This window comes from Streptomyces sparsogenes, assembly GCF_001704635.1.
Classification (GTDB): Bacteria; Actinomycetota; Actinomycetes; order Streptomycetales; family Streptomycetaceae; genus Streptomyces; species Streptomyces sparsogenes.
Genome location: NZ_MAXF01000151.1, coordinates 1 through 6,752, shown reverse-complemented (window position 1 = coordinate 6,752; position 6,752 = coordinate 1). Strand labels below are relative to the sequence as shown.

Genomic DNA, 6,752 nt, shown 5'->3' with positions numbered 1-6,752 from the left:
GCTCCTCTCCTCCTGGTCCTCGCCGACGATCCGCTCGACGTGCTTCCTCGGCACCCGAAGGTGCCTCTCATCGGCAGCCCCGTATTCATCGCCGACTTTCGGGGCGCGTACGGCGCGGCTGGGCTGGCGCGCAGGGACTGATCCGTACGCTGGGGTTGTCCGTCGTGGGGGTGGTCAGGCGGAGCGGGCGGCCGGAGCAGGTCGTGGTGGCGGAGGAATGCGCGTGCCCAGTTCCGGGCGAGGCCTGGTGCCCAGCTCTGGGCGGGGCTCGGGCCGGTGCTGGTAGCTCCGGTGCTGCTGGTAGCTCTTGAGCTCGAAGACGAGCGTGCTTCCGTCGGTGGTGTGCGCGGTGAGGTCGACGCCGTGGTCGACGAGGGATGTGGCGGTGACCAGATTGGGCGCGGCGGTCCCGTTGCGGTGCGCTTCCTCGCTGACCGCCTGTGCCAGCGCTTGGAGGAGTGCTTCGTTGAACTTCGCCATGGGGAGGGGACGGGCAGTGCTGGTGGCTGGCCCGGCGGTGAGCTCGTATCGGGTGTCGGTTCCGCCTTGGGCCAGGGGAACCGGGTGGGGGTGGCGGATGGTGCGCCGTGCGTGCGGAGGGGCGGGGCGCATGGCGCGGTCGGCGATGATGCGCTGGTAGGCGCCGATGTACGGGCGTTGCTCGGCCTGGGAGACGCCGCAGGCGGTCAGGAACGTCACCAACTGCGCGGTGGTGGCCGGTAGGCCCTTGCGCTTGACGATCCGCCACGCGGTGGTAGGCGGCAGCGGGAGCCGTCCGGGGACGAGGCGGCCGAGCTCGCGCAGGGAGGGGCACCGGCCCGCTCGTAGGCCGCGGCCAGGGCAGCGCCGAGATCGTCCCTGGTGTGGATGAGGGCGGGCGCCGGGGCATCGAGGCAGCTCAGCCGGTCACGCTGGGCGGTGCGGCCGCGGTTGCGCAGGACGCGGGCGCGAGCGGCCTCGGCCTGACCGGCCCCGCATGCGCGGATGTAGGCGTTGAGGACCGCCGCGCTGGACGGCGCCGCGGGAGATGGTTGCGGCGTCGGCCAGGGCGCGCTGGGTCAGCCGCGCGGCCCGGCGGAGGGCGGTCAGGTACTCGGCGAGGTGGGCGAAGGGGCGGCCCGGGACGCCGCCGACAGAAGAACGGGTCATGGCCGGCCCTACGTGCCCGCGCCGGAGCGCACCGCGGCCTCGACGAGGACCGTCATCAGACGGCGCCCGCCGCCGGCGGCGGCCAGGGTTACCGCGCCGATCGCCCCGCAGCCGCCCAGCAGCGCGAAGACGGTCTCCAGCTCGGTGCCGGCGAGGAACAGAGCACAGCCGAGCACAAGGACGGCGATCAGCAGGATCAGCGCGTGCGTGGGCCCGAACCGACCGGCGGAACCGGCCTGCCTAAGGCCGCCGTCCGCTGGCACTGCGGTTCCGCCGGGACAGGGACAGTCCGGGACAGGGACAGTCCGGGACAGGGACAGTCCGGGACAGGGCCGACCGTACGGGGAGGGGGAAGGTCGCTCATGGTGCGCAGGACTCCGTCCTGACGGGGGACCGCCGGCAGCGCGCCAGGGCCCAGGCTACTTGGTCGCAAAGTCGCACAGTCCATGGACAGTTGGCCCTGCCACGAGCGGGCTGTGCGGCACGCACACAGCCTTCCACGCTCCGGATTTTCACCGCCCCGCACCGGGCGCCTTTTGTCCGATGTGCGGCTTGCTGGCCCCGCTGGTGTTCCTAGCCTCGCCGCAAAATCCGCCTCCTTACAGACTCGCGAAAGGCGGCATGACGACGACGGGTTCTGTGCCTGCCGCGTCCGTGGCGGCCCACCGTTTGTTCCGGCCGACTTGCAGCCGAGGCCATATCAGAAAGACGCTGCTCCCAGCACGACACCGACGGCGAGCCGCTGGTGTCCTCCTGACGGCTCCTGGTCGCAAGCCCGAATCCGTTTCAGGACTTCGGGCAGGCGCTTTGGCCGGCGCCCACCGATACGTCGAGTCGGCACCGTTCTCGGTACCGACTCGACGTGCTTCCTCGGCACGCGGAGACCCGGATCCGTCTCGTGCCCCGCCACCCCGCGGCGGCCCCATTAGCCATTTGGAACGCCAGAGTGTAATCGCACGATGGCGGGGCCCGGACACGGAGACCCCGTCCTGGCCCTACTCGGTCTGTACGGCCGCCAGCGGCGCTCGCTCACGCTGCGGTGGTCGGGCGATGTACGACCCGCGCCCCGGCGGCCCGGCCCGGTTCAACTTGGATCGGCGTCCCTCCCTAACTGCCCCGGGCCGGCTCGCCCCTCGAACCGGCCCGGGGCACGCGGGGAGGCGTGGCCAGCGCGCCGATCGTGGTGACCGGCTCGCCCGCACGGGCGGCCTGAGAGGCCGGGACGGGATCCTGGCACCGCCTACAGTGACCACGACCTGGTCGTAGTCCTCGAAGGCGCCGGCATCGCTGACCCTGAGCCCATCCTGGACGAGTCGCAGTGGGGTGGAGTGGCACGACAGCCCCGCCCACCAGTTCAGCGCCGCCTGATGTTCGAGGCACGGCGGGGACTGGGCAGGACCGCCCTGCCGGTCAGCCAATCAACTTGTGGAGCATGGGAACGCTGAGCCCGAAGGCTCCCAAGCCTGCGGCGACAGCCGCGGGCACGGACTTCGGTGGCTTCCTTTGCTACGCACGCTCCCCTGGTTACCCAGTCCGGGCCGCGTTCGGGCGTCGGTACCCGTATCCCATGTGCTGGGTTCCGCCCAGCCCTCGATGGCCTTCGAAACGAAGGCTCCGGTTAATCGTGTGCTGCACGCTGGATTCGGAGAACGGACCCTTGACCTGTGGAAACTGGCAATATGTCACAATAAACGAAGGTTGGGCAATCGTGGCATAAGTCTCACCACATATTCCATGCTGATGAGTCTCGCTGGGGCTCTGATCAGGCAACTTGCCGTCCGTGAAGGTGATTTGTGGGTATTTGGCTTCCATGCCTAAGAACCGTAAGCGCACATAGGATTGGTGTCGCTTCTACCGCTCGTGCCGTCCCAGCTGGAGGCACGAACACCTCCACGGCGATGGGACCGGGTCCCATGTGGACGAGGCTCCCCCGGAGCCTCGGGAAGGAGACGGTCTTGAAGACTCTGTTTCGGAGGATGATGGACCGTTGGAAGAACCACTGCCGCCCGAAGTTCACTGCGGCGCGTGTGTCGGCAGCAACTGCTGTTGCCGGGCTCGCGATCACGGTGATCGAAAAGCAGCCGTGGTTCTGAACAAAAACGAAAGGCCCTAGCTGAGGCATCAACCAGGGCCTTCGTTCAACGGTGCGAAGAGCTCTGTCCTGCGGTCCCGGGGTTGCGACCCCCGGGGGATGGAGCTCTTCGCTATTCACCCGTGAGAGTGAATCTTTCCACCCGACGGTACCACCGTGGCTTCTCCCGAGCAGTGTCTTGGCTCTCACTGAGCGGAAGAGTGAGAACCATCCACACCGGCGGTGAACAGCAGATTCGCCCTTGTGATGGCACCTCGTTATAGAAACGGTGATTCCACTCACCAGGGTGACTCCGGCATCCTTATGTCCAGCGCATCGCGATCGCGGACAGCTGCTCCACCCGCTCCGGGGACAGCGTTGCGGCTCGGCTGCGCTGGTTGCTGATCCACGAGCCGAGCCGGAGCTCGTGCTCCTCCTGGTCCTCGCCGACGATGATGCGTTCGACGTGCTTCCGAGGTACCCGCAGGTGCCCCTCGCGCTCGTAGAACTGCTTGGCGGCCTCGTAGTTCATCGCCCACTTGTCAGCCTGCGTACGGCGCGGCTTCGGTTTCTCGTCCTCGGCTGCGGGCTCGATCCCGAGGATGTGCTCGCACATCCACTGCTGCACGGTCGTGAGCTGGTCCCAGCTGAGCCGGACCGACTGCACCCACCGCCCGAGATCCTCGCCCTGGCGCACGACGTCGCCCGCCTCGGTGGGCAGCGCCTCGCCCGCGGCCAGGTGCATCCGGACCAGGTGGAAACAGCGCTGCCAGGTGACGGGCCAGCTCGGGCACCAGGAGGCGTCGATCTCCTCCAGTTGCTCGCGCCGCTCGTCCGACAGCGCCCCGGCCGCCGACTCCACCGGCAGCCCCTCGGCACGCCGCTGCTCAATCTCGGCCGCCTTGCGGGCGGCGGCCCTGGCGTTCTTCAGCCAGATGCCCACCCGGTAGCCCTGGAAGGTGGCGTCCAACGGGGCCAGGAGGTGGCCCGCCTCGGCCGCCCACCCGCGCGCCGCCGCGAGACCTTCCTCCCACGCGACGTCGAAGTGCGACCACACCATGCCCAGCTTCTCCAGCTGAGCGATGCGGTCCTCGTCCATGTCACCGCGGGCGTAGAACCGCCGGTTGTCGGCGATCCACTGCCCGAGAGGGAACCCGGCGAGCGAGGCCGGCCACCCCTCGGCCTCCACCGCCTGGTCCTCCCCGCCGGGCACCCGGTATGTGAACGGGACCTTGAGGTCGCCGTGCTCGCGGGCGTAGATGACGGCGGCCTCGATGCCGCGCCGCCAGTGCTCGTGCTCGGGGTTGAGGACCCGCAGGTTGATGAACGCGGCCAGCTGCGCCGGGTCGCGCGGTGTGCTGAACTTCAGCAGCTTCCGCGCGGAGGCCGACGGGCCGCCAGACCCGTTCCCCTCGCCCCGGCTCTCCTGGCCGTGTGCGCCCTTCTGGACGGGCTTGTAGGCGCTGGGGGCCTGCTGCTGCGCCAACTGCTCCACCACCCGGGCGTCGTGCGCCCTGAGCGCCTCCAGCAGCTTCGCCAACCCGCCGAACGCCCGGGACGTGAGCATGTTGTCCGTCGTCTCGCCCGGCCCGAGCAGGACCGGCACGACCAGGCTGGCCACCTTCCCCTCGCCCGGCTGCATCCGCAGCGCGCGGCCCACGGCCTGGACGAGGTCGGGCATCGAGCCGCGCACATCCGCCCAGTACACGGAGTCACAGTTCTTGGTGTCGACGCCCTCGCCCAGGACCTTGACCGAGCCCAGGAAGCCCTTCTCCACGACCGTGCCGTCCGTGGCGATGCCGTCGGCGAACTCCCCGAGGACTCGCCGCCGGTGGTTGGGCTTGTGCTCGCCGCACAGCCAGTCCGCCCAGATCGTTTTCGGGTACAGCTCGGGGTCGGCGGCGTGCAGTTGCGCGGCGACGTCGGGGAGGCCGGCCGCGAACGCCTCGGCCTCCTTGACGACGTGGTGGAAGACGAGCGTGCGCCGGAAGTTCTCCTCCGAGGACGCCTTGAGCAGCGCGGTCTGGAGAGCGGCGAGCCGGGCCCCGCGGACCTCGTCCGAGCGTCCCTCAGCGCCCAGGAGCTGCGCGGCCTGGAGCTGGGTGTCGGTGATGTCCACGCACACCACCTGGTAGGGGGCACAGATTCCCCGGTCGATCGCCTCCGAGAGCGTCAGGGTGAACGCCCGGCTGCCGAACGGCCCGTCCGGATCGTCTTCCATGCTCGCCACCAGCTCGCCCGGCGCGCCCTGGTCGGCGTCCTCGTCCAGCTGCCACAGACGGGGCGTGGCGGTCATGTACAGGCGGCGCAGGGACGGGATGCGGGTGTTGTCGTGGACGACCGCCCACGGCTTACCCAGCCGACCCGACGTCCGGTGCGCCTCATCGACCACGATCAGGTCCCAGCCCGGAAGGCCGGCCTTGTGCGCGCGCTCCAGCGTGCCCAGCCCGAGGGAGGCGTACGTGGCGAATACGGTGACCTTGTCGAACGGCCGCACCCAGTCGACCAGTTCCTCCACATCCGTGGTGTTGGGGAAGGCCACGTCCTCACCCTGCAGGGAAGAGACCCCGATCATCGGGCCCGCACGGCCCGCCTCGCGCCACGCGGCCTCGGTCTGCGTGAGCAGATCCAGCGAGGGGACAAGCACCAGCACGCGGCCCGCACGGAGCTTCTCCGCGCTGCGGGCCGCGACCCGGGTCTTGCCGGACCCGGTCGCCATGATCACCTGAGCCCGGAGCCCCCTCTCGGGCGCAAGCGATCTTGCAGGCAATTCGAGGGCACGGACAACCGCGTCAACGGCTTCCTGCTGCGCCGCCTCACGCTGATCGGTTCGGCTTGTGGTCGACATATCCGTCTGCCTTCTCCTGGGCTCTTAGCTGGACAGGAAACAGGAAATCTGCATGTGGACGGCGTGTGATCGGCTACGGTGAACCTCACTGGAACCAGGTCACAGCCTCGGGACAGTAACCGGAATCGTGATCAGAAACCGGCTCAGTTCCCTTAGTGGTGGCGTTGTCTGAGTCAAGAATATATCTCGTGCTTCAAAGTGAAGCACTCGGAGCATGGAAAATCCCTCGAACGTGGCTGGATTCTGTTACCGCTACCTTATGGCCACCCCGCAAAGCAGCCTGACGGCTGATCAATTCGGCCCACGCTCCCGGTTCGGCCTTTCGCTCTCCCGACGGCCCGTCACCCCTCCCCTCCTTGCCGCTGCTGGGGCCGTAGGCCCGTGGGTGGGCCGCGCGGAGCGTGGCACGCCTGCCTTTACCCGAGTTGATGCGGGGTCATGGGGTGGCTGGAGCGCAGCGGAGGCCACCGGTCGGCCGGAGGGCAGCCGCGCCGCGCGGAGCGCGGCACCTTGGCCGGGTGCGAAGCACCCGGCTGATCGCTTGTCAATCCTGGAGCGGAGCGGAGGGATTGGCCCCGCGTATCGCGCGGGGTTGCGCACTCGCGGAGCGGGTGCGCAACCGCCTTGCGGAGCAAGGCGGTTCGCTGCTAGCGGGCGCAGCCCGCTAGGGGCCCGCTCCGCGGG

The 6,752-nt window shown here is 69.3% G+C and carries 4 protein-coding genes; 1 reads left to right on the top strand and 3 read right to left on the bottom strand.

Translation table 11 applies throughout. The features are described 5' to 3' along the window. Positions 1-174: 174 nt before the first annotated feature. Together BBH68_RS43485 and BBH68_RS30805 are read right to left on the bottom strand one after the other, a co-directional pair. Complete coding sequence (locus BBH68_RS43485) at positions 175-699, bottom strand: hypothetical protein (RefSeq protein ID WP_245738382.1); 525 nt, start codon at positions 697-699, stop codon at positions 175-177. A gap of 458 nt (positions 700-1,157) precedes the next feature. Continuing rightward, complete coding sequence (locus BBH68_RS30805; protein WP_245738381.1) at positions 1,158-1,412, bottom strand: hypothetical protein; 255 nt, start codon at positions 1,410-1,412, stop codon at positions 1,158-1,160. Positions 1,413-3,104: 1,692 nt separating this feature from the next. Between BBH68_RS30805 and BBH68_RS42250 the strand changes: the two genes are divergently transcribed. Beyond that, positions 3,105-3,242, top strand: coding sequence for a hypothetical protein (locus BBH68_RS42250; RefSeq protein ID WP_158080414.1), 138 nt, complete (start codon positions 3,105-3,107; stop codon positions 3,240-3,242). Positions 3,243-3,542: 300 nt separating this feature from the next. Here the strand turns inward: BBH68_RS42250 and BBH68_RS30795 are convergent, their stop codons facing one another. Further along, entirely contained in the window at positions 3,543-6,068 is a 2,526-nt protein-coding gene (locus tag BBH68_RS30795; protein WP_079151301.1) for a DEAD/DEAH box helicase, read from the bottom strand. Positions 6,069-6,752 lie beyond the last annotated feature (684 nt).

Coding starts and splice junctions, on each gene's coding strand:
- BBH68_RS30795 (WP_079151301.1), bottom strand. CDS start 6,068: ATGTCGACCACAAGCCGAACCGATCAGCGTGAGGCGGCGCAGCAGGAA.